The organism is Bacillus sp. AF62 (assembly GCF_050312695.1).
In the GTDB taxonomy this organism is placed as follows: domain Bacteria; phylum Bacillota; class Bacilli; order Bacillales; family Bacillaceae_G; genus Bacillus_A; species Bacillus_A cereus.
Window position 1 is genome coordinate 1 of the sequence record NZ_JBNPJZ010000215.1, and the last position, 829, is coordinate 829.

An 829-nucleotide genomic window follows, 5' to 3' on the forward strand; every position below is an offset into this window, starting at 1 on the left:
TTTCTATGATACATAATTATACAAGTAACGTTTCACGTGAACAGTTTGAACTTATTCGAGAAGATTTGGAAAACGCACATAAAAGGGACTCGTCCACGCACAGTTGATTTATGCGAGGTATTCTGGGTTCTGGTGCAAAAATAGTGGGTTTACGAAAAATGAACAAACGATTCCGATAGGAATCCCCATTGCTCTTTGGAATATATCCCTTATTTGCACCAGAACCGTTCAAAATCAAAAAGAATTTATTTATCAATTATTTGGATTAACAGCGTAAAGAATGATTCCAGTAGGAATCTTCATTATTTCTTGGGACTGTATCCTTATCTTTGCACCAGAACCCCTTTTTTAAGTAATAGCACCAGTATAGTCTAGTTTGAAAGAATACTTGCAAATCGTTTCGATTTTTTGCAATAGAACCTATTTATTCGTTTACCAAAATCAATTCAAAAGGCGTTTGTCTATTACTTAAAGGTGGTATCCCTGGCTCTTCTAAAGATGTAGATTGCTGCAGCCAAGATTTTTCAGTATTGGCTCCTTTATATTCCCAAAATTCCTTAGTCATCGGTCCGGCTTTGTTTCGAAAAAAGATTCCTATTCCTATCGAATTATCTTTTGATGATCCATAAATTTTATGATCTATTTTATCATCGCTACTTAAGTAAACAGACTTCATCATTAGATCCGGAGCCCAATACTGCTCTCCCATTTTACTAGCTTGCGTAGATTTGATTCTAATCCAATCATCAGATTTAATGAATCCATCTGTTTTATTTTTATTCTCAAAAATAATGGGTATTCCATTATCCGTTGAAGAATGTGCAAAAAG

Annotated in this window: 1 protein-coding gene; it reads right to left on the reverse strand. The window is 34.4% G+C overall.

Annotated features, from left to right (window positions below):
* Nucleotides 1-424: 424 nt before the first annotated feature.
* A partial coding sequence (locus ACQRBL_RS32370) for a Kunitz family serine protease inhibitor (RefSeq protein WP_427736425.1) occupies nucleotides 425-829 on the reverse strand: 405 nt, incomplete at its 5' end.